Annotated in this window: 19 protein-coding genes and 1 tRNA gene; 9 read left to right on the top strand and 11 right to left on the bottom strand. The window is 51.0% G+C overall.

Going from position 1 to position 21,350, the window contains the following annotated elements:
- Nucleotides 1-32: 32 nt before the first annotated feature.
- Nucleotides 33-908: a hypothetical protein gene (locus C7387_RS13005; protein ID WP_120816838.1), complete on the bottom strand. Its 876-nt coding sequence runs from the start codon at nucleotides 906-908 to the stop codon at nucleotides 33-35.
- A 202-nt stretch (nucleotides 909-1,110) separates the two neighbouring features.
- Here C7387_RS13005 and actS point away from each other — a divergent pair, with 202 nt between their 5' ends.
- Together actS and C7387_RS12995 are read left to right on the top strand one after the other, a co-directional pair.
- Nucleotides 1,111-1,860 (top strand): amidase activator ActS, encoded by a 750-nt coding sequence (actS, locus tag C7387_RS13000; RefSeq protein WP_038255488.1) that lies wholly within the window; start codon nucleotides 1,111-1,113, stop codon nucleotides 1,858-1,860.
- 80 nt (nucleotides 1,861-1,940) lie between these two features.
- Nucleotides 1,941-2,014: transfer RNA gene (locus tag C7387_RS12995), tRNA-Gly, on the top strand.
- Between the two features lie 7 nt (nucleotides 2,015-2,021).
- Here the strand turns inward: C7387_RS12995 and C7387_RS12990 are convergent.
- The 4 genes from C7387_RS12990 to C7387_RS12975 all read right to left on the bottom strand — a co-directional run bounded on the left by C7387_RS12990 (nucleotide 2,022) and on the right by C7387_RS12975 (nucleotide 4,490).
- Nucleotides 2,022-2,405, bottom strand: a complete 384-nt coding sequence (locus C7387_RS12990) for a DUF4354 family protein (RefSeq protein ID WP_038255415.1) — start codon at nucleotides 2,403-2,405, stop codon at nucleotides 2,022-2,024.
- 60 nt (nucleotides 2,406-2,465) lie between these two features.
- Nucleotides 2,466-3,119: a deoxynucleoside kinase gene (locus C7387_RS12985; protein WP_006818421.1), complete on the bottom strand. Its 654-nt coding sequence runs from the start codon at nucleotides 3,117-3,119 to the stop codon at nucleotides 2,466-2,468.
- A 203-nt stretch (nucleotides 3,120-3,322) separates the two neighbouring features.
- Entirely contained in the window at nucleotides 3,323-3,838 is a 516-nt protein-coding gene (locus C7387_RS12980; RefSeq protein ID WP_120816837.1) for a ClbS/DfsB family four-helix bundle protein, read from the bottom strand.
- Between the two features lie 115 nt (nucleotides 3,839-3,953).
- On the bottom strand, nucleotides 3,954-4,490 hold the full coding sequence (locus C7387_RS12975; protein ID WP_038255411.1) for a tetratricopeptide repeat protein: 537 nt from the start codon (nucleotides 4,488-4,490) through the stop codon (nucleotides 3,954-3,956).
- Between the two features lie 164 nt (nucleotides 4,491-4,654).
- On the opposite strand from C7387_RS12975, the gene C7387_RS12970 reads away from it, so the two are divergent.
- The 5 genes from C7387_RS12970 (at nucleotide 4,655) to dtpD (ending at nucleotide 12,482) form a co-directional block, all read left to right on the top strand.
- On the top strand, nucleotides 4,655-5,281 hold the full coding sequence (locus C7387_RS12970) for a CatB-related O-acetyltransferase (RefSeq protein WP_006818424.1): 627 nt from the start codon (nucleotides 4,655-4,657) through the stop codon (nucleotides 5,279-5,281).
- A 176-nt stretch (nucleotides 5,282-5,457) separates the two neighbouring features.
- Nucleotides 5,458-7,005: a lysine decarboxylation/transport transcriptional activator CadC gene (cadC, locus tag C7387_RS12965; protein WP_120816836.1), complete on the top strand. Its 1,548-nt coding sequence runs from the start codon at nucleotides 5,458-5,460 to the stop codon at nucleotides 7,003-7,005.
- A 365-nt stretch (nucleotides 7,006-7,370) separates the two neighbouring features.
- On the top strand, nucleotides 7,371-8,708 hold the full coding sequence (gene cadB / locus C7387_RS12960) for a cadaverine/lysine antiporter (protein ID WP_006818426.1): 1,338 nt from the start codon (nucleotides 7,371-7,373) through the stop codon (nucleotides 8,706-8,708).
- An 85-nt stretch (nucleotides 8,709-8,793) separates the two neighbouring features.
- Nucleotides 8,794-10,938 (top strand): lysine decarboxylase CadA, encoded by a 2,145-nt coding sequence (gene cadA / locus C7387_RS12955; RefSeq protein ID WP_006818427.1) that lies wholly within the window; start codon nucleotides 8,794-8,796, stop codon nucleotides 10,936-10,938.
- Nucleotides 10,939-11,000: 62 nt separating this feature from the next.
- On the top strand, nucleotides 11,001-12,482 hold the full coding sequence (dtpD, locus tag C7387_RS12950) for a dipeptide permease DtpD (RefSeq protein ID WP_006818428.1): 1,482 nt from the start codon (nucleotides 11,001-11,003) through the stop codon (nucleotides 12,480-12,482).
- 41 nt (nucleotides 12,483-12,523) lie between these two features.
- Here dtpD and C7387_RS12945 read toward each other — a convergent pair whose 3' ends face one another.
- The 5 genes from C7387_RS12945 to C7387_RS12925 form a co-directional block, all read right to left on the bottom strand.
- Entirely contained in the window at nucleotides 12,524-13,258 is a 735-nt protein-coding gene (locus tag C7387_RS12945) for an EAL domain-containing protein (RefSeq protein WP_120816835.1), read from the bottom strand.
- Nucleotides 13,259-13,280: 22 nt separating this feature from the next.
- Entirely contained in the window at nucleotides 13,281-14,321 is a 1,041-nt protein-coding gene (locus C7387_RS12940) for a fimbrial protein (RefSeq protein ID WP_006818430.1), read from the bottom strand.
- 12 nt (nucleotides 14,322-14,333) lie between these two features.
- Nucleotides 14,334-16,859, bottom strand: a complete 2,526-nt coding sequence (locus tag C7387_RS12935; RefSeq protein ID WP_081874653.1) for a fimbria/pilus outer membrane usher protein — start codon at nucleotides 16,857-16,859, stop codon at nucleotides 14,334-14,336.
- Nucleotides 16,860-16,958: 99 nt separating this feature from the next.
- Entirely contained in the window at nucleotides 16,959-17,645 is a 687-nt protein-coding gene (locus tag C7387_RS12930; RefSeq protein WP_006818432.1) for a fimbrial biogenesis chaperone, read from the bottom strand.
- Nucleotides 17,646-17,703: 58 nt separating this feature from the next.
- The gene (locus C7387_RS12925) at nucleotides 17,704-18,234 is read right to left on the bottom strand and encodes a fimbrial protein (protein ID WP_006818433.1); all 531 of its coding nucleotides are present in this window, start codon (nucleotides 18,232-18,234) and stop codon (nucleotides 17,704-17,706) included.
- 827 nt (nucleotides 18,235-19,061) lie between these two features.
- Between C7387_RS12925 and C7387_RS12920 the strand changes: the two genes are divergently transcribed.
- Both C7387_RS12920 and C7387_RS12915 read left to right on the top strand, forming a co-directional pair.
- Nucleotides 19,062-19,763: a flagellar brake protein gene (locus C7387_RS12920; protein WP_120816834.1), complete on the top strand. Its 702-nt coding sequence runs from the start codon at nucleotides 19,062-19,064 to the stop codon at nucleotides 19,761-19,763.
- A 41-nt stretch (nucleotides 19,764-19,804) separates the two neighbouring features.
- Complete coding sequence (locus C7387_RS12915) at nucleotides 19,805-20,410, top strand: helix-turn-helix transcriptional regulator (protein ID WP_038255405.1); 606 nt, start codon at nucleotides 19,805-19,807, stop codon at nucleotides 20,408-20,410.
- Nucleotide 20,411: 1 nt separating this feature from the next.
- Here the strand turns inward: C7387_RS12915 and C7387_RS12910 are convergent, their stop codons facing one another.
- On the bottom strand, nucleotides 20,412-21,278 hold the full coding sequence (locus tag C7387_RS12910) for an aldo/keto reductase family oxidoreductase (RefSeq protein ID WP_038255403.1): 867 nt from the start codon (nucleotides 21,276-21,278) through the stop codon (nucleotides 20,412-20,414).
- Nucleotides 21,279-21,350: the final 72 nt, after the last annotated feature.

Raw genomic sequence — 21,350 nt, 5'->3', positions numbered from 1 at the left:
CATTCTTTTTCTGCTATTACCCCGCCGTTGTTTTAATCCTCCCAGAACGTGAGTTGCTCTGCAGGAACCCCCATAGTCAATTGATGCGCATAGTGTATGGCCTGCTGGCAGGCATGTGCCCAGCAACTCTGCCTGTCCAGAAATGGCTGACGCCCGGTCCATTCGACGCTAATGCCATGTGGGTAAGGGCTGGCGTTTTTACTGTCGACGATCTTTGGCAGTTGATCGGGGATGCATACCAGTAGAACCATATGAGGTTCGTAAAACAGGGGGCGATTAATCAGGCCTAACGGAGCCAGGATCGGTTTTGCGGCAAGCACAGCCTGCTGTTGAATGTCGTCACAAACTGATGCCATTGTTTTCCAGTCGACCATTGCCCTGGCGCTGAGTATCCGGACGCAATCTGATTCCGTTTTTCCTGTCGGATTACCATCGGGGCCGGGCTCAAAATGGAACGGTGGCAAATGAACGGCACCAAGATACTGATTCAGTAGTTTGTTTGCATCAGCGCTGTTCCCACGAGCAGATACACTGGTCGAGACGCTCTGTGCAGGGCTGGTGAGTGAAGCCAAAAAACGATGATAGCCGCAGTTTATCTCTTCTGTGGAATCCTCATCCTCATGATGGCCTTTGACCGTGCATGTGAATGTTCTGTTTGAAGATCCCGGGGATATGCAAATCTCGTGCTCCATGAACTGGAACTGAATGCGCTGAGGGTGTTGTGTGTCTATCTTTTCCCGGACTGCGGTTTTAAATTCATCCAGAAGTTCCATGTTGGCGCGAGTGACTCCGCCACAGGTAAAGAAATTTTTGATAATGGCCAGGATGCCTTTCGGCGCCATTAATTTTTGTGCTTCGGCATAGCTCGCCCCGGCCGCCTGCGCCAGGGCAGGAATAGACAGGCTCATGATAACTTCCTCGTGTGAAGATGCCCGGCACAGGATATCTGTGCGGCGGTACCGGGGAAAATCGGCTGATAACCTGAGCCCGGCGTTGATAGTTCGCGAGTCTGATTACTGTCAGTAAACAGGTTTAAACGAAGGGAGGCATTGGCATCCGGCTTGAGGCTGCTAGAATAGGTCACCCGTAGCCGCTTGTTGAGGATCCGTTTTGCGTGCAGGACGCCTGAATAACATCCCCTTTTCCCTGATACTTTGCCTGCTGGCAGGGTTGATGCTGGCTGGTTGTTCCAGTAATAAATCGGGTTCGAGCGGCGGCAGTAGCGGCCCAACCTACACCGTTAAACGCGGAGATACGTTGTACCGTATTTCGCGCACGACCGGCACCAGCGTGCAGGACCTGGCCCGGCTTAACGGTATCTCTCCACCTTATACTATCGAGGTGGGGCAGCGGCTGAAGATTAACGGCTCTTCGGGATCGACGAAGAAAACGGGTAGCGGCAAGACGACCCAGACGGCGAAAGTTACACCGTCGGCCGCAGTGCCGCAGTCATCGTGGCCTCCGGTCGGACAGCGCTGCTGGCGTTGGCCAACGTCCGGGAAAGTGGTATTGCCGTACTCTACCGCCGATGGCGGTAACAAAGGTATTGATATTGCAGGGCAGCGCGGTCAGCCAATTTATGCGGCGGGAGCCGGTAAGGTGGTCTACGTCGGTAATCAGCTCCGGGGTTATGGCAACCTCATCATGATTAAGCACAGCGAAGACTACATCACCGCTTATGCTCACAATGACAAAATGATGGTCAACAACGGCCAGAGCGTGAAGATTGGCCAGCAGATAGCGACGATGGGCAGCAGTGATGCCAGCGGCGTGCAGCTGCATTTTCAGATCCGCTACCGCGCCACGGCTATCGATCCACTGCGTTATTTACCACCGCAGGGCAGTAAGCCTAAGTGTTAAAAGGTTATTTTCTCGCCACTTGGCAAGCGCAAGGCTTGCCAGTGGAAGAGTTAGGTTTATAATACCACTCGAACCTCAAAGCGGGCGTAGTTCAATGGTAGAACGAGAGCTTCCCAAGCTCTATACGAGGGTTCGATTCCCTTCGCCCGCTCCAGCTCTCTTCACGACGAACAGTCAGCAGAAATTTTCACCAGCGTAGCCTGAAGTATCTCACTATCTTCTGATGCAAATACTGCAATACCTTTTGTGGGTCTGCCATATTTTAACATCCCGGTAGCTATTTCTTCATCGATGGTATCAAGCTTATATTCTTTATTTTTCGCCGAATAAGCCTTCAGGCATAGTTTTGACAGGTCAACGGTATCACCGGATAGCTTTGCTAATTCAACCTCAAAAGTTTTGGTAAATACACTCTGGCCGCCAATCGAAATTGAGCCGTTAGACTTTTCTGTTGAATAGACGGCAATGTTATCCGTGGGTGAGGCATATGCTGAAAAGCAAAACCCGGAAAGAATAACTGACGCAGCGATGTGAGAAAGTTTCATATTTATCTCTCTGTAGTTGACTAAATTTTGCAGGTGATATAAATCTATTATAATGAGGTTTTATAATCCTGGACTTAATTGTGGCCTTTTGAAATTTTTAATAATTGATTTAGCAAGCGTTAAAGGACACGCATATCCCGACTTTATTTTATGTGTTAATAACCTTGAGCCATACTGTCTGACTATCTGTGGCAGGCAAGCATCATGAAATGCCTTCAGATCCTTAAAGTACTCAATGGTGTAGTTCAGCTCCGCCTGGCGAGCCCGCTTCATGCAGTCGCTGAAGCAGGAGTTGACGTTCCGGTCCAGGTACACCACCAGATCAATCTTCGGGTATGAACGCATGTACTCCTTAATACGGTAGAAGTAGGTCATGTACTTTGCCGAGGGTTGTTCTGTCATTAAAAAACTCGCATGACAAAAAACGATATCACTATACAGCGAACGCTCAATCACGTAGTTCCCGTCAGGAAGGTTCTTTAATAACCCCTGGCGGCTATGAGTAATATACAGCTGGAACATAATGCGCGCATCGGCGTCTAATGGGTTGTCAACAAAAGCCTGGAGAAGTTCAAGGAATAGAGGATCTTTATCCACGGGTTCCTCGATGGCTTTCCATATATATCCTGACCTTTTTGACAGTATATTGACGAGCGGTTTAAGGAGCGTTGTTTTACCGGCAGCGATGTTTGCCTCAATAGCAACAATTTTCATCTTTCTTCCTTTTAAGTAAGAATGTTAAGTTCCACTGATTCAGAGAAGTTGAATAAATAACGGCAGTTGATCATGACTCACTAAGTTGCATTAATAATACATGTTATAACGTAGGCGACAACCCTGAGATGATAGCAATTCTCATCACCATTTATGCTCTGTTTAGGCATTGTTGGTAAGTCGTTATGGTGGCTGGATTTCTGCTACAGACTGACCTGATGTTCTTTAGCCCACTTCCTGAGTCGCCCACAGGCGTTGGTGTATGGGGAAGAGGTGTTGAACGAAATCATCCTGCCCATCGTCCATTTGGTGTACCAGGTTTTCCCGTACAGTTCGTGATCGCTGCGCGCTTCGATCAGAACAATGATCTCTGTTTTCAACGAACGGAGTTCGGCTATCAAAGTGGAGAGGTCTTCACCTTCACGATCCTGATAGAACTTTTGCGCGAGAAGGCCAAGCTGGTTCCATTTGTAGCCTGTTTCCGGGAAATCGACGGATTTCCCGGCGTCGCTGAGGGTAATCCACTTGATGACCAGGCTGTTCCAGCCAATCAGATAGGCGACGAGATCGCAGACGCTCATCTGCGTGTTTTTCGCGTGACCTTCCATTGTCCGGAACGGGGCACCGCGCTTTGGTACTGCACTGAGGTAGCGCATGAGTTTATCGAAACTTGTGTCGATGGCTGTCAGCAGCTGCGCTTTGTTTCCGGGTACGCCCATAAAATCCCTTTTCGTATTGTGGGAATATCCACGGTAGTCTGGCAGCTTAGTGGCTTTTTGGCGATGTCTGACAGGCAGGAAGTGCGGACTTCATCACTTCCTGCCTGAGGCAAACTTATGATTCAGGATGTCCGTCGATAGCTGCCTTCAAATCACGATACTCTTCACAGGAGGTACCACAGATTGTTTTGATGGTGGCCAGCTCCTGTTTCGCGAGGTCGGGGCGTCCTTTCACCATCCAGGCTTCACCGAGATATTCGCGTACTTTGGCGTAGTGTGGATCGAGGGCGATAGAGCGCTGATAGTAGCTAATTCCTTCATCTGTGCGTCCGAGCTTACGTGTTGCATAGCCCCGGTAGTTCCAGGCTTCACGCGTGTTGGGCTGTTGTAGAGTATCAAGCAAATTGATAGCGTCCTGATAGTGCCCGGTTTTTGCCAGGTGATACGCGTACTGCGTTTTGTCCTGATCGTTTAGCATGCTGCTTTTTTCCGGCAAACAGTTTTTAGTTTTGCTGTCGTAGACCTGGCCCTTAGGACAGGTCGGGGTGGTGGTATCATTATTCCCCATCGCGTTTGCTGAAATGGAATAGAGAAGTCCGCCGGAGACCAGGCATAGCAATGGTAGTAGCTTAGTGACGAGTTGCATTTTCATGATCCAGTCCTGTCTTTGTACGATTGAAGGTCCCGGCATGGCGTAAACCGCCGGGCCAGAGGGCGGTAATCATCCCTGAAGTCAGAAAATTGACCTGCCGTTTATTTTTTATCCGTCATACTGACGGTGATAATAATTAAACTGATAAATCAAAGGACTACATTATGACCGAGAAACACTGGTCAAGAACCGAACGACTCCACCAGACGGTTACCAACCCCAATATCCTGATCAAAGGAACACACAGTTATTACAGCGACTGCTGGGATAACGGCTTTGAACGTTCTGTGGTGCGCTATCTGCACGGCGACTCGGTGAGCCAGCAGTGGGAGCCGTTGGGCCACCTCGATAAGCTAATTATCGGCAATTTTGTCTGTATTGGCGCGGAAACTGCCATTCTGATGGGGGGAAACAGCACCCACCGCATGGACTGGGCCAGCCTGTATCCTTTTATGGAGTCTATTCAGGCGTCTTACCAGCACCGGGGTGATACCGTGCTGAAGGATGGTTGCTGGATTGGTATGCGCGCAATGATTATGCCGGGTGTCACGATCGGCGAAGGGGCAGTTGTGGCTGCGGGTGCCGTAGTGACCAAAGACGTTGCGCCTTATGCAGTGGTTGGCGGGAATCCGGCTGCCTTTATCAAATACCGTTTTCCGCAGGCTGATGTCGAACGCCTGCTGGCTCTCGATCTCTATTCGCTTCCTGAAGAGACCATCGTCAGCCTGCAACCGTTACTTTCCAGTTCCAATTTTGCGGCTCTGGAGGAGGCGGTGAAAGCCCTGCGCTAACTCCGTGTATTTATTAGAAAGTCCTTAATTTCCTGTCAACATTTTGGGCCTGATCCCAGGAAGTAATAGGGCTTTCGGCAGAATTGCCTACGCAGAAGGTCGTAAGCCTCATAATTGTCAGGTGGTGAGATGTGCTATCATCCCGCCTTTCCCTTCTCGTTTTGGGGCTTTTTTTTATGCAACAGCCTGTTGTCCGCGTCGGAGAATGGCTGGTCACGCCTGCCGTAAATCAAATCAGTCGGCAGGGTCGCCAGTTAACACTTGAACCGCGCTTAATTGACCTTTTGGTATTTTTTGCTCGTCATCCTGATGAAGTATTAAGCAGGGATGAGCTTATTGACCATGTCTGGACCCGCAACGTTGTGACCAGCCACGTGGTCACTCAGAGTATCTCGGAGTTGCGCAAATCGCTGAAAGATGGCGACGATAATAGCCAGGAGTATATTGTCACCGTGCCGAAGCGGGGTTACAAGCTGACGGCGTCGGTCATCTGGTGTACGGAAGAGGGGGAAGAACCGGGTCCGGTGATCGCCTCTGGGTTTGAGACCCGGACACCAGCAGAGCCCACTGCCTTTGCCGCCGCGCCGAATATCACGGTATCTGCTCCTCCGGTTAATCCTGAAGACCCGCCCCCCAAACGCCCGCAACGCCGTGTGGCTACCTTTTGGGTGTGGTGCCTGTTTATCCTGGCGCTCGGCTCCTGCGTGGCGCTGGTTGCGATGTCCACCTTCAGTTCGCGTCCGGCTATTACCAAAACACGGATGATGCTGAACCCGCGCGATATCGATATTCGTCTGGTGAACGGTAATTCCTGTAATAACTGGACGTCGCAGCGCTCCTATGCGGTAGGGTTGGGGAGCCTGGTCACCACTACGCTCAACACCTACTCAACGTTCATGGTGCATGACAAAACCAACTACAACTTCAATGAACCGAGTAGTTCGGGGAAAACGCTCACTATTGAGTTCGTCAACCAACGACACTACCGGGCGCAGCAGTGCTTTATGTCGGTGCAGCTTATCGACAACGCTGACGGTTCATCGATGCTTGATAAGCGCTACTTTATTACCCGCGATAATCAGATCAATATTCAGAATGATTTACTGACAAGCCTTGCAGATGCACTGAAGCAGCCATGGGTAGAAGGTATGCAGGGCGTGCTGCAGCAATTCCAGCCATCACAAAACCAGTCATTAACGGATTTCTATGAAGCACACCAGTATTTAATGAACGGCGATGTTGCCTCTTTAAGTAAAGCCAGCGATCTGCTGGACCGTACTATTAAACGTACGCCAGAGTTTACTTATGCCTATGCAGAAAAAGCGTTGGTGGATGTACTACAACATTCACAGCAACCGCTCGATGGTAACAATCTTTCGGCGTTGTATGACGAAATTTCACAAGTCGAAAATATGCCGGGATTAAAACAGACTGCGGTTATCTATCAAATTAAGACGATTGACCTGCTAGGCAAAGGCAATGTCAATGAGGCGTTCACAGCGATTAATACCGGTATCGACTTAGAAATGTCCTGGCTCAATTATGTACTGCTAGGTAAGGTCTATGAGATGAAAGGCGCCAATCGCCAGGCTGCCGATGCCTATCTCACGGCCTTCAATTTACGTCCTGGTGAGAACACCTTGTACTGGATTGAAAACGGTGTATTCCAGACTTCTATTACCCGCGTTGTTCCTTATCTGGACAATTTCCTCTCTGCAGAATAAGTAAATCCTCATCATGCTATTTTACGTAGCATGATGAGGTTAAATTTATGTTTCTCATGAGCATCCCAATTGTTATATCAAGACAACTATTGTAACCTCTGGTGCAACAGGTTTTTAACGCCATTGTTCATGTGTAAGTTACTGTAATTATTGTATGTTTATCTTTTTATGATGTCAGCTTGTCATGTTTATGTGTTAACTCAGAATTCTCAAGATGTCATTTGTTTCAGGTTTGCCATTAATTCACCTAATCCTTAGGACTTACTCCATAAGAATCATTAATCTTGTTGCCAGTCGGTCGGATCAATAAACGGTATGCATCAAGATCCGCACCTCCAAAGTCAAAACTCAGGAGAAAACGCAACATGAGTTCAGCCAAAAAGATCGGGCTATTTGCCTGTACCGGCGTAGTGGCTGGTAATATGATGGGGAGTGGGATTGCTTTATTACCTGCGAACCTGGCAAGTATTGGTAGTATTGCCATCTGGGGTTGGGTGATTGCTATTATTGGTGCAATGTCTTTGGCTTATGTATATGCCCGACTGGCCACCAAAAACCCGCAAGAGGGTGGCCCAATTGCATATGCAGGGGAAATTTCTCCAGCGTTTGGTTTCCAGACCGGTGTCCTTTATTACCATGCAAACTGGATCGGTAACCTGGCAATCGGTATTACCGCAGTATCTTACCTCTCTACCTTCTTCCCTATTTTAAATAACCCAGTTCCAGCCGGTATCGCATGTATTGCTATCGTCTGGGTGTTTACCTTCGTGAATATGCTCGGTGGTACCTGGGTAAGTCGCCTGACCACTATTGGTCTGGTACTGGTACTTATTCCGGTAGTAATGACTGCCGTTGTCGGCTGGCACTGGTTTGATGTTGCCACTTATCAGGCAAACTGGAATACCTCTCAGACCACTGATGGTCACGCCATTATTAAAAGTATTCTGCTCTGCCTGTGGGCGTTCGTCGGTGTTGAATCTGCCGCAGTAAGTACCGGTATGGTGAAAAACCCGAAACGTACCGTACCGCTGGCAACCATGCTGGGCACCGCGATGGCTGGTATCGTGTATATCGCTGCAACTCAGGTTATCGCAGGTATGTACCCGGCTTCTCAGATGGCTGCTTCTGGTGCGCCGTTCGCCATCAGCGCTTCAACTATCCTCGGCGGCTGGGCTGCTCCGATGGTTTCTGCCTTCACCGCATTCGCTTGTCTGACCTCTCTGGGCTCCTGGATGATGCTGGTAGGCCAGGCCGGTAAACGTGCTGCCGACGACGGTAACTTCCCGAAAATCTACGGCGAAACTGATAACAATGGTATTCCGAAAAAAGGCCTGCTGCTGGCTGCGGTGAAAATGACCGTGTTGATGGTGCTGATTACCATGATGAACTCCAGCGGTGGTAAAGCCTCTGACCTGTTCGGCATGCTGACCGGTATCGCGGTACTGCTGACCATGCTGCCTTACTTCTACTCCTGTGTTGACCTGATTCGCTTCGAAGGCTTCAACATGCGCAACATCGTGAGCCTCGTGTGTTCCGTACTGGGTTGCGTGTTCTGCTTCATCGCCCTGATGGGGGCAAGCTCCTTCGAACTGGCCGGTACCTTTATCGTCAGCCTGATCATCCTGATGTTCTACGGCCGCAAAATGCACGAACGTCAGCACAAGAATGAATCCGCAGAAGCTAAAACAGCTGACGCTCACTAATTAGTTACTAAACCCATTTCTCGCTGCTCCTCCTGCACCTGTCACCACGTGACGGGAGGGGCACTCTACATCTGGAGATACGACTATGAACGTTATTGCAATAATGAATCACATGGGGGTTTACTTCAAAGAAGAACCCATTCGTGAACTGCATCGTGCACTGGAAGGTCTTAATTTCCGCATCGTGTACCCGAATGACCGCGAAGACCTGCTGAAACTTATCGAAAACAATGCGCAGCTGTGCGGTGTGATTTTCGACTGGGATAAATACAACCTCGAGCTGTGCGAAGAAATCAGCGAAATGAACGAATACATGCCGCTGTATGCGTTCGCTAACACTTACTCTACTCTGGACGTTAGCCTGAACGATCTGCGCATGCAGGTTCGCTTCTTCGAATATGCCCTGGGCGCCGCTGACGATATCGCAGCAAAAATCCGACAGAACACCGACGAGTACATCGACACCATTCTGCCGCCGCTGACCAAAGCGCTGTTCAAATATGTTCGTGAAGGTAAATATACTTTCTGTACCCCAGGCCACATGGGCGGTACTGCTTTCCAGAAAAGCCCGGTAGGTAGCCTGTTCTATGATTTCTTCGGTGCTAACACCATGAAATCTGACATCTCCATTTCTGTGTCTGAACTGGGTTCTCTGCTTGACCATAGCGGTCCGCATAAAGAAGCTGAAGAGTACATCGCTCGCGTGTTCAACGCTGAACGCAGCTACATGGTGACCAACGGGACCTCTACGGCAAACAAAATCGTCGGGATGTATTCTGCTCCGGCAGGCAGCACCGTGCTGATTGACCGTAACTGCCACAAATCGCTGACCCATCTGATGATGATGAGCGATATTACTCCGCTGTACTTCCGTCCGACCCGTAACGCTTACGGTATCCTCGGTGGTATCCCGCAGAGCGAATTCCAGCACGCAACTATCGCTAAACGCGTTAAAGAAACTCCGAACGCGACCTGGCCGGTACACGCCGTTATCACTAACTCCACCTATGACGGTCTGCTGTACAACACGGATTTCATCAAGAAAAACCTGGATGTGAAATCCATCCACTTTGACTCTGCATGGGTGCCTTACACCAACTTCTCTCCGATCTACGAAGGTAAGTGTGGTATGAGCGGTGGCCGTGTTGAAGGTAAAGTGATTTACGAAACTCAGTCTACGCACAAACTGCTGGCGGCGTTCTCCCAGGCTTCCATGATCCACGTGAAAGGTGACGTTAACGAAGAAACCTTCAACGAAGCGTTCATGATGCACACCACCACTTCTCCGCACTACGGTATCGTGGCTTCCACCGAAACCGCAGCGGCGATGATGAAGGGTAATGCCGGTAAGCGCATGATCAGCGGCTCTATCCAGCGCGCAATCAAGTTCCGTAAAGAAATCAAACGCCTGAAAGGTGAGTCTGACGGCTGGTTCTTCGACGTATGGCAGCCGGAGCACATCGATGAGCCGGAATGCTGGCCGCTGCGTTCTGACAGCGCATGGCACGGTTTCAAAAACATCGATAACGAACACATGTACCTTGACCCGATCAAAGTCACCATTCTGACTCCGGGGATGAAGAAAGACGGTACCATGGATGACTTCGGTATCCCGGCAAGCATCGTGGCGAAATACCTCGATGAGCACGGCATCATTGTTGAGAAAACCGGTCCGTACAACCTGCTGTTCCTGTTCAGCATCGGTATCGACAAAACCAAAGCACTGAGCCTGCTGCGTGCACTGACTGACTTCAAACGTGCGTTCGACCTGAACCTGCGTGTGAAAAACATGCTGCCGTCTCTGTACCGTGAAGATCCTGAGTTCTATGAAAACATGCGTATTCAGGACCTGGCACAGAACATCCACAAACTGGTTGAGCATCACAACCTGCCGGATCTGATGTTCCGCGCCTTCGAAGTGCTGCCGAAAATGATCGTCACTCCGTACACCGCGTTCCAGAAAGAACTGCACGGTGATGTGGAAGAGGTTTACCTCGAAGAGATGGTCGGTCGCGTCAACGCCAACATGATCCTGCCGTATCCTCCGGGAGTTCCGCTGGTGATGCCAGGTGAGATGATCACTGAAGAAAGCCGTCCGGTTCTGGAGTTCCTGCAGATGCTGTGCGAAATCGGTGCTCACTACCCGGGCTTCGAAACCGATATCCACGGTGCGTATCGCCAGGCTGATGGTCGTTACACCGTTAAAGTGCTGAAAGAAAACACTAAATAAGTTGTAGCACTAGAGGGAGGTGGCTTTGCCACTTCCCTTTTTTTCTGGCGCAAGGAGATGACATGAAAACACCCTCACAACCGCGCGCGATCTATTACATCGTGGCGATTCAAATCTGGGAATACTTCAGCTTTTACGGCATGCGTGCCTTACTTATCTTGTACCTCACTCATCAGCTTGGCTTCGACGACAGCCGTGCTATCAGTCTCTTCAGCGCCTACGCGTCTCTGGTTTACGTTACCCCTATTCTCGGCGGCTGGCTTGCCGACCGCTTACTCGGCAATCGCATGGCGGTGATTGTCGGTGCACTCTTGATGACGCTGGGTCATGTGGTGCTGGGCGTGGAATCTGATTCTCTGTGGAGCCTGTACCTGGCACTGGCCATCATCATCTGCGGCTACGGCCTGTTTAAATCGAACATCAGCTGCCTGCTGGGTGAACTGTACTCCCTTGATGACAAACGGCGCGATGGCGGTTTCTCCCTGCTGTACGCTGCGGGTAATGTCGGATCTATCGCGGCCCCTATTGTCTGCGGCCTGACGGCACACTGGTACGGCTGGCACGTCGGTTTCGCACTGGCCGGGATCGGCATGTTTATCGGCCTGATGATTTTCCTGAGCGGTCACAAACATTTCCGTGATACTCGCGGTGTCGATAAACCCGCGCTGTGTGCCACAAAGTTTGTGCTGCCGACCTGGGGCTGGCTGCTGGTGATGCTGTGCTTTGCGCCTGTGTTCTTCACGCTGCTGCTGGAAAACAACTGGTCGGGTTATCTGCTGGCGATCGTCTGCATTTTTGCCGCTCAGATAGTGGCGCGGATCATGATCAAATCCCCGCATCATCGCCGTGCGCTGTGGCAAATTGTCTTGCTGATGCTGACCGGGACGCTGTTCTGGGTGCTGGCGCAACAGGGCGGGAGCTCAATCAGCCTGTTTATCGATCGCTTTGTCGATCGCCGCTGGTTTAGCTTCGAAGTGCCGACCGCGCTGTTCCAGTCGGTCAACGCGATGGCGGTGATGACTGCAGGCGTGGTGCTGGCATGGGTGGTGACGTCTAAAAGTCGCGGTAACTCGCTGCTCAGAGTGTGGCTGAAATTTGCCTTCGGTCTGACGCTGATGGGTTCTGGCTTTATGCTGCTGGCTCTCAATGCGCGTCAGGGGCAGGTCGACGGTCAGGCCTCAATGGGGATGATGATCGCAGGCCTTGCGCTGATGGGCTTTGCCGAGCTCTTTATCGATCCGGTGGCGATGGCACAAATAACCCGCCTCAATATGCCGGGTGTTAATGGCGTGCTGACCGGTATCTATATGCTGGCGACAGGTGCCGTTGCGAACTGGCTTGCCGGGGTTGTTGCTCAGGAAACCACTGAATCGCAGATTAGCGAATCTGCGATTACCGCCTACGGTCACTTCTTCTCACAGATGGGGGAGTGGACGCTTGCCTGCGTGGCGTTGATCGTGCTGGTGGTGCTGAGTGGACGTCTGCTGCTGAGTCTGCGGGCGAAAAATCGCGCGCCGTGCCTGCAGGAATTGCCTCGCGATTAAGTACCTGTGTTACAAATAAAAGCTGGCGACTGCCAGCTTTTTTATTGTCCGGAAACCAGGGGCAGGGGAACGAGCGGCGGCGTACTGGCCACCAGCGCCTCTATGCTGCTCTCCTGCCACAGCATTCCCTGAAGTGCGAACCAGGGCATATCGGCAAGCCATTGCCGGTGCGCCTCGGTCTCAACGCCTTCGACAATCACCAGATGATGATTTGCGCTGAAGTAGCGTAGCAGCGACGACATCAGCTCCTGACCGTTATTTTTCTCGAACAGGCTCCACAGCAGGCACTTGTCGGTTTTGATAAAGCGGAACGGTTGAACTGCCAGTGCGCTAAAGCCTGCAAACCCGGCGCCGAAATCATCGAGCCAGAAAGAGTACTTCTCGCTTAACGCCCTTGAGATAGGGTGATGACGGGTGAGGGTGCGGGAAAATTCGTTAACTTCAAAATGCAGACAACCGATGGCGTTAACGCGCTCTGAGATGAATTCGTTATCCAGCGTCATCAGCGTCTGCTCGTCGATATTTAACGTTACCATGACGTTGTTATCGCAAAACCAGCTCTGATAGCGCGCCACCAGCGCTATCTGTTCCAGGAGAATATCCGTGCGTAACGCTTCGGAGGCATGAGCGAAGAAGTGCTCAACCTCCGTAGAATGGCCATACTTCAGCGGGTCGAGCCGCGATAGGCACTCAACAGCAATAAGTCTCCCTTCGCGATCGAACATCGGCTGAAAAACATAACGCATTCCGGTCGATTTAGTGGCCATCATCGTCATTTTGCGGCACTACCACGCTGGTCTATTTAAAGGTGACATCAATATTGGCGGAAGCGTTAAACGTACCTTCTTTCGGGGTGGCACTCAGCCATTTCAGGCTTGCCAGGAAATTGGTGCTGATAACGCTGCCGTTAACATAACCCAGCGTCTGCGGGGTATTCATTGGGATCCATGTGGTTGGGGTATCCGCTTTAGAGATAAGGATCCCGAAACCGCTGTTGTTGGTTGGCAGAATAGTATTGGTATCCTGCGTCGGATAAGTGGTGCTGAAGCTCGCCATCAACGTTTTACCCTGGCAATCCTGGCCGGCACCGGTGAGGTTGGCCTGAATCGAGAACGGCATCTGTTTTTCGATTTTGCCAACAACCGCGTTACGCGCCGGGATCTTGCCAAAGTTCACGGTGGTGCCATTGTTCGCGACAACCGTTATCTGCGGGTTGCAGGAGATAAAGCGGATGTTGCCAAGCCCGGTCAGATAAGAGCGGAAGTTGCTGTTCGGACGGGTGTTCAGGCCACCTACGCCATCCACCTGAAACAGGGCATACTGCTTATTATCGTTAATCTGTCCGCTTTGCGGCGGTGGGTTACCGGTGGCTTTGATATACACCGAATATTCCACTTTTACCGTCTGCGACGTTGCCGGGCTTTTACAACCACCGCGTCCGTCCGGGCGGCACACGGTACCAGGACCTACCAGGGTATTGCTCTGACCGGTCGGGTTATAGTCGATACTCTTGAAGGTAACGCCCACTTCCAGGGAGTTGTGGATGCTTTGTACTGTTTTGGTCGGGTCCCACCACAGATAGGCGTTCTCACCTTTTGGAAAACCGTCAGTATCTTCACACTTGAAGGTGGATGAGAAGGTCTGGGAGCGCCACAGCAGCTGGCCCGGCTGCAGGTTAGCCGTCGATACGTTGATCGGCTGATCCAGTGAAATAATCTGCTGCGCGCTGCCGGTGAAGGCATCCTTACAGGAGAGCGCAAAGCTGCTGCTGGAGAACAGCGCTGCAAACAAGGAGAACAGGATCAATCCGGCCCGGGACAGTTTGTTGAAAAAGCACATCGTCAGGTTCCTTTATTTCGTGCTACAGGTCAGAGTTACTTCCTGATAACCACCCGGTTTATCAGTATCAATCGGCGGCAGCTGCGGCACGGTCATCATGCAGGAGTCGGCAGCGTCATCGCCCCATTTCATATTCAGTTTTTCACCGCTCTCAACGCCGGAAACGTAGGCTTTACCCTGGGTACCGACCACGCCAATGCTGTTGCCCTGGCTGTTAAAAATGGTGGCGCCAATCATCGGCGTTTCACCGGTGCTGAGTTTGCTGTGGATAAGCAGGCTCTGACCGAGATGCGTTTCAAAGACCACTTTGCCGATAGCGCGGTTGGTCGGAACGATATCTTTCGACGCCAGCGGAATATCCAGCCCGTTGCCAATATCGGAGGTACGCAGCGCCACGCGGTTGTGACGGTATGGCATGGCAGAGGTTTGTACCGCGTAGCCGAAGTGGTCTATCGCAGCCCCGGGCTGGTTTTCCAGACGGACGCCCTGCGCGCCTTTGGCTTCAACCAGCACAAAGGTATTCTGCAACGGCTGCGACAGCGTGACGCCACCGGAGTGCATCACCACGCCGCCCGACACGTTCAGTGAAGTCTGCTGGTAGTTGGAGTTATAGCTGTGGCCCACTTCGACGTTGCCATAGCTCCCCTGATAACCGACGTTAGCCACGCTGGTGTTCCCGCCATTTTTGGTATGGCCGGTCTGCAGGTAGTAGTTCATGCGGTTGTCATCAAGCAGCGTACCGCTCAGGCCAGTGCTGTAGCCGTTACCACTCTGCTTGCTGTGGTTGGCGTTAAAGCTGACGGTCATGTCGCGGTTGGTATCGAATACGCTGAACGGAATCGAAACGTTGAAGTTGACGCTGTTGTCGCTGTAACCGTAGTTACTGCGGCTGTTCTGATAGAACACCCCATAGTTGACGCGCTTCCATGTGGTGCTGACACCGGTTTGCACCGTGCGGTCGTAGGCGGAAGTCCCCCAGTAGTTCTGGCGCGACAATACGGCATACAGCGAGGCACCGGCGATATGCTGGTTTACCGATAGCTGCACACGCTGACGTTTGTTGTTATAGCGCAGCGTATCGTAGTACTTACGTTGATTGGTCGCCCAGTCCGGCACCCCGTTCGGGTTGTTATCCTGGTCGTAATACTGGGTGTGATAAATACCGTTATCCCAGCTGGCGCGCTCATTAATGGCGTCTGAGAAGTCATAGTAGCCAGAAGTGGAGTAACGATACCCGGCGAGCTGGAATTCAGTCCCCAGGCTGTTCAGGGATTTGGAATACAGGAAGCGGAAGCTGGCGCCACGCTTATTGTCGCCGGAGGCGAGGTCCGTGTCAGACCAGGCGGCATCCACGGAGGCTGCACCCCATTCGCCCATGTTGGTACCCACGCCCAGCACGCCGGAGCGGTAATGTTCCGCCATCAGCACGCCGCCGTATGGTGTCAGGTCAAAGCTTGTCCCGTGCGAGAAGGTCGCCTGTACAAATTTCGGCTGGTAGCTGGTTGAACCATCGTGATATTTACCGGCGGTAATCTGGTATTCCCACATCCCTTCGCGCAGCATATTGGGTACAGAAGAGTAGGGGATGCTAAAGCTGTGGCGCGAGCCATCGGCTTCAATTACGGTTACCGCAAGATCACCGCTCAGGTTGCTTGGATAGATATCGTTAAGCGCGAAAGGTCCCGGCGGCACGTTGGTGCTGTACACGGTATAACCGTTCTGACGCACTTCGACGCGGGCGTTGGTGTTGGCGACACCACGCACGACGGGTGCATATCCGCGCAGGCTGTCTGGCAGCATCTCCGGAATGCTGGAAAGCTGCATCCCGCGGAACTGGAAGCTATCAAAAACGTTGTTGCTGGTATTGCTCTGGCCCACCTGCACACGGCTGCGCCATGGCACGATGTCGGTTTCCGCCCAGGTAGAGACGGGGGTCCAGTCCTCTTTTTGCCCCGGCTGTTTGGTGAGCGTGGAGTTGTTACGAAAACGCCACGAGCCGAGGTTGACGCCGTTGTTCAGCGACAGGAAGTAGTATTCGCCCTGGCGGGTATTTTCGCTGTCCTTGTAGCGGGTATGGTCGCCGCTGAAGGAGTAATTCACATAGGCGGCGTTGATACCGTCTTCGTAGACGCGAGGGGAGATAGCTCCCTGCGGACGCGGTTCCATATGCGTCTGCGGAACCGAGATGTCCAGCTCCTGCAACGCGGCGTTCCAGCTCATTGAGCTGCCCGGAATCGCTTTTACGATGTCATAGCAGGCGCTGCTGCCGGCGGTCTCTGCAACCATGATCCCGTATTCACGGTAATCCTCGGCAGACAAGCAGAAAGTCCCTGGGATATTCGGCTGTAACTTTTTAAATTCGATTTCACGGTGATCGACACGTTTTTTGTTCACGTAGATGTCGAACGGATAGCGTCCCGGCAGAATGTCATCGCCATTAGCCAGGTCTTTAACCAGCTCGACGTTATCTTCACCGTGAATGAATGAGGTATTGAACTGCTCTTCAGCATAAGACAGTGGAGCGACTAACAGCGGCATTGCTGATACGCACAGAGTCCAGCGAATGTGGTAAGCCAGACGCCGTGGTGACAGGTCCATTTTTTTATCGCGAGCCATGCTGTTCGTCCCTAAACTGAATTATTGAATGCGTGTATCTTTTACTTCGGTGTGGCCGCCGTAATCATTGATGAAGGTAAATGACAGGCTGTTAGCGGCGGACGCCCCGGCAGGTACCGGAATACGCAGCGAAGACATCGGTTTCACCATGTCAGCCTCGGTTTTCCAGGTTTTACCGCCGTTGCCTTTCAGGGTCAGTACCCCGAAGGTGACGTGCAGAGGGCCGTTATTGGTCACCACCAGTTCATTACCCTGCTTACGCCAGCTCAGTGCTTCAGCTTCTTTTTGCAGCGTGGTTTTCACGGTTGCCGGGCGATAGAAGAGTTTGACGCGGGTGCGCACAGCAATTTGTAAGACGTTGTCTTGTTTTGCCGAAGGCGGTATTTCCTGAACGTTAATCCAGTAAACCGATTCACGATCGCCAGGCAGGCCGTTACCGGAATAAATAAAACGCAGAATGGCGTCTTTATTTCCTGCCAGCTTCAGAATTGGCGGGATCACCTGCATGGGTAAATTATTAGGCGTTTTGCTGGCATCACCGGTATCAAGCCAGGTTTGCACCATCCAGGTTTCATCCGTGTCGTTATGAATCGACAGGGAAGCAGACTTTTGGTTACCGTTATAAATAACCCGGGTTTCATCAACCTGAATTCCCGCGGAAGCCTGTAAAGATACAAGAAGTAATAAAGATGCCAGTCGCTTTTTCATTTACTCAATCCAATTAATCGCGCAGACCATCCCTGGTCCAGATTCACTGATCCGTGGCTTATTTGTATTCGATGGTAAAGTTGGCGTTCGCGTTTGCGGAGCCAGCCTGTACGGTATCGAAAGATTTGTAGCGGGCTTTCAGGTTGAAAGTCGCGGTGCCATCGCTGGCTTCCGGAGCAGACGGAGTAATAGTGACCCACGGGGTATCGGTGCCAGCAGACTGGTTGATCGGAATGATTTTCTCGTTGTTATCGAGGATCTCAATACCCACGCCCTGAGCTTTATCAACGGAGAGCAGGTTGGAATGACCGGCAACGGTCTGGCCATCAAAACGCAGGGTGTAATCGCCAGCAGTACATTTTTCCAGCTGAATAGTGAAGGCTTTAGAAGCGGTTACGTCACCAACTTTGGTAAAGGCGCTGGTTGGATATTTACCGATGAAAACTTGTTTATCCTGATCGCCAGAGACTACGTTACAGGTGGATTTAATGATCTCACCGGTGAATTCAACCTTGCCATTTACTGCATAGGCATTCATCGCCGTTGCTGACAGGATCAGCGCAGCGGCAGGCAGCAAAATCTTTTTCATTATGACTCCATGTACTGTTTAGAAAATAACGATTAGCAGGCAAATAAATGCCCCGGGTTATCAAAGTGTTGCTCGATCGAATGCGTCCTGATGGACTGATTGGGCGGGGGAAATTTACATTAAGAATTTTCTTAGAGTGATTGTTTTCACGACTTAATTCACAGAAATTAATAGTTTGTTACAATCGCCGGAGGTGGAAATTTGTGATTAGTCAGGAAATATACTCAGGGAGGAGAGTGGGTAAACTTCTATTTACCTGTTGTTTTAACTAAATAATTTGAATGATGTTTTAGCATTCCGTGCGGTATTAACTGAATCACGAAATAAGCTTAATCACGATTAGCATTGTGCCTGTGACTCACTTTTCATATTTAGTTTTAAGTGTGTTTTTCGAGACGGCTTGCAGGCGTGCATGAATAAATTACCGTTATCACTGTTAACCTATTGAAATCAATTGTTATGATGAGATCGATAGGTACAAGCAATCATTTTTGCTGAGCTTTTCTGCTAGTATGCTGACAAATTGAGATAATTACTGGTGCCAGAGCGCTGCCAACTAAAAAACGATAATCGCTCTTTGATGTTTTATCGAAATAATTATGGCGCCTCCGTTAAGAGTGCTATTACATTAAGGTGATGGCCGATTGTTTTCCCAATGGGAATTGTTTTATTTTTTATTGATGCTTGATGGCCTTTCTAAAACCCTACGGTGCATTTCAGGCACCAGAGGTACAGAATTTTGCCGGTTTCAGATAACATATCTGTTCCAGCTCTTAACAAACAGACTGGTAGTGCTTTGATACTCGTATCAGAAGGATAATTACAAAATGGAAGACGCCTACGTCAAGCAGGGTCTGTTTGAAATCATTGCGATTATGCGTGAAGCAGTAAAGAAGGGAAGCCGGGTAGACGTCCGTGCTAAAACACGCGTGTTGGCAAGCCGTATTCAGAAATTAGATTCCAGCGGATTCTTTATCCCATGGAGTGAGGAACTGGCAAAAGAGCGCAGCGCGCTGAGCTTTGCCATCCAGGATTACAACGCGAAATACGAATTTAAAACGACAAAAGCAAAATCCGTAACCGTTAATGGCATCAATTGTTTATATGTCAGTTTTCCAGAAAATGTGAATGTTACACAGCGTAGAAAACATCTGCGTTTATTTCTGGCGAACAAACATAATTTCCAGTGTTACGGCAAGTTTAATGACGGCCGAAAATACCACTATAGAATTAAGGATATTTCGCACGGTGGCTGCGCACTCATTGTCGAAAATGACGAACGCGTCAGTTCACTGAGCGGTACAACATTACGTAATGTTGAATTAGATTTTAATGATGTAGGGACTTTAGTTTCCGATCTTCACGTGATTAACGTAAAGCGGATAAAAGAAACGGCCGACGATGAGAGCGATCGTGACTACTTTCATCTCTCCTGCCAGTTCAAGCGAATGACGGAAAGTACGCTGCGAAAACTGGACAATATCATCGTCAAATTACTCCTTGAAGAGAAGCGACTGCGTCGTTTGTAAAGCCGTCGCTGGCTTTTCGTTTGTAAAGAGAAATGACTCTGATGAAAAAGATTATTGTCTGGAGCGCCATGGATTTTATGGGTGCGGGTCTTCAGTCGGCGATTGCTGACTCCGGGCTTGAACCTATCTTTGTCAGTACCGTGGTAGAGCTGGAATTTGTGCTCGACACATACCCAAGCGCGCCGCTGGTTATCAGCCTGCTGGACAGTGATTATTCGCCAACAGAAAAGATCCTGTGGCTCAACAATCACGTTGAGGGCGTAGAGCGTAAGCAGATTGCCTTGCTCCTGAAGCGCCAGCATGAAACGCTGGTACCGGAACTGCTGTCGCTGCACCATTTTCAGGTGATCGCCGATGACGTGCGTCTGGTACAGCTGCACGAAACCCTGCTGCAGCTGGTCGTGAACCAGAGTCTTCCTGATTACAGCGAAAGCGTGTCGTCCGAGCGCGGCAAGCTGACGCAGATGGAAAAAAGTATTCTGCGCCTGCTGCTTCAGGGGTCAGACATTCGTCATGTCTCGCAGCAGCTGGCGATCAACTACAAAACGGCACAGGGTCATAAAATGAACGCTGTGCGTAAACTGGGTTTTCGCAACAGCGCTCAGCTCTATAAAAACCTTAACGGTTTCCGTTCTCTCGCCTGCTAAGTCAGGCGTTGATTTTCTTCAGCGCGTTAAGTGCCCATTCGGGGAGCGTCAGTGAGGCGGCCGCCAGGTTTTCCTGCAGATGGCCGAGCGACGACGTGCCTGGAATGAGCAGCAGGTTAGGCGAACGCTGTAAAAGCCAGGCAAGCGCCACCTGCATCGGTGTGGCGCTGAGCTTCTCTGCCACCTCGTTCAACTCTCCGGATTGCAGCGGTGTAAATCCGCCAAGCGGGAAGAAGGGGACGTACGGGATCTCCTGCGCCGCCAGGCTATCAATCAGCGCATCATCGGCCCGATTAGCCACGTTGTAGAAGTTCTGCACGCAGGCGACGGTCGTCATTTTCTGCGCATCCGCTACCTGTTTTGCCGTCACGTTGCTCAGGCCGATATGACGGATAAGCCCACGCTCTTTCAGCTTGATCAGCGTCTCCAGCGGCGCTTCCAGCGAGCCTTCTGCCGGGCCGTGCTCGCTGAGCATACTGCGCAGATTCACCACCTCCAGCACGTCCAGCCCCAGATTACGCAGATTATCCTCAACCGCCTGGGTCAGCTCTGCAGGTGACATCGCGGGCAGCCAGTCGCCTTTCTCATTACGTCGTGCACTGACTTTGGTGACGATGCACAGATCCCGGGAATAGGGATGGAGTGCCTTGCGAATGAGCTGATTGGTGACGTGTGGACCGTAGAAATCAGAGGTGTCGATGTGGTTCACCCCTGCTTCAACGGCGGCCTGTAAAACCTTCAGCGCCATCTCAGGATCTTTGGGGGGCCCAAACACCCCCGGACCTGCCAGCTGCATGGCGCCATACCCCAGGCGATAAACCTGATGTTGACCTAAGGAATATGTACCGGATTTTTTTACACTCGACATTATGCTTTCCTCAGAGAAATGACATAACCAGTGTAACGCCGCAGGAATGAACGTGGGAACCAGAGAGTGTAA

This window comes from Yokenella regensburgei, assembly GCF_003634235.1.
Classification (GTDB): domain Bacteria; phylum Pseudomonadota; class Gammaproteobacteria; order Enterobacterales; family Enterobacteriaceae; genus Yokenella; species Yokenella regensburgei.
The sequence above is the reverse complement of the archived record's forward strand: the minus strand, read 5'-3'. Positions and strand labels throughout refer to the sequence as shown.